The following is a 394-nucleotide window of genomic DNA, read 5'->3' on the forward strand; positions in this document are numbered from 1 at the left end:
GGTCGGGCAGTCCTCCGGTACCGCCACCGGGGCCGTCAGCAATGACGTCTATCAAGGCCACACGGCAGTCACCAACAGCATCACCAACGTCAGCGGTGGCAATTACGAAAACCTGGTTGCCGACCCGGCACCGGTTTCTACCACCGTCACCGATGTGCAAGAGACCACGACGGTATCGCTGACGGCGACGCCAAGCGTGGCCGAAGGCGGCACTATCATTTACACCGCCACAGTAGGGGCTCCGGTCACCGGCAGCCCGGTCGTAGTCAGCCTGGCAAACGGGCAGACCATCACCATTCCGGTTGGCCAAAGCTCTGGTACCGCCACGGGTGCCGTCACTAATGACGTTTATCAAGGCCACGCGGCAGTCACCAACAGCATCACCAGCGTCAGC

General features: G+C 61.9%; 1 protein-coding gene. It reads left to right on the forward strand.

Annotated elements, in window-relative coordinates; all coding sequences use genetic code 11:
• Positions 1–394 (forward strand): immunoglobulin-like domain-containing protein (locus HU738_RS25800; protein ID WP_217871557.1); only part of this gene is annotated, 394 nt, incomplete at both ends.

Origin of the sequence: Pseudomonas vlassakiae, assembly GCF_014269035.2 — a bacterium.
Lineage (GTDB): Bacteria > Pseudomonadota > Gammaproteobacteria > Pseudomonadales > Pseudomonadaceae > Aquipseudomonas > Aquipseudomonas vlassakiae.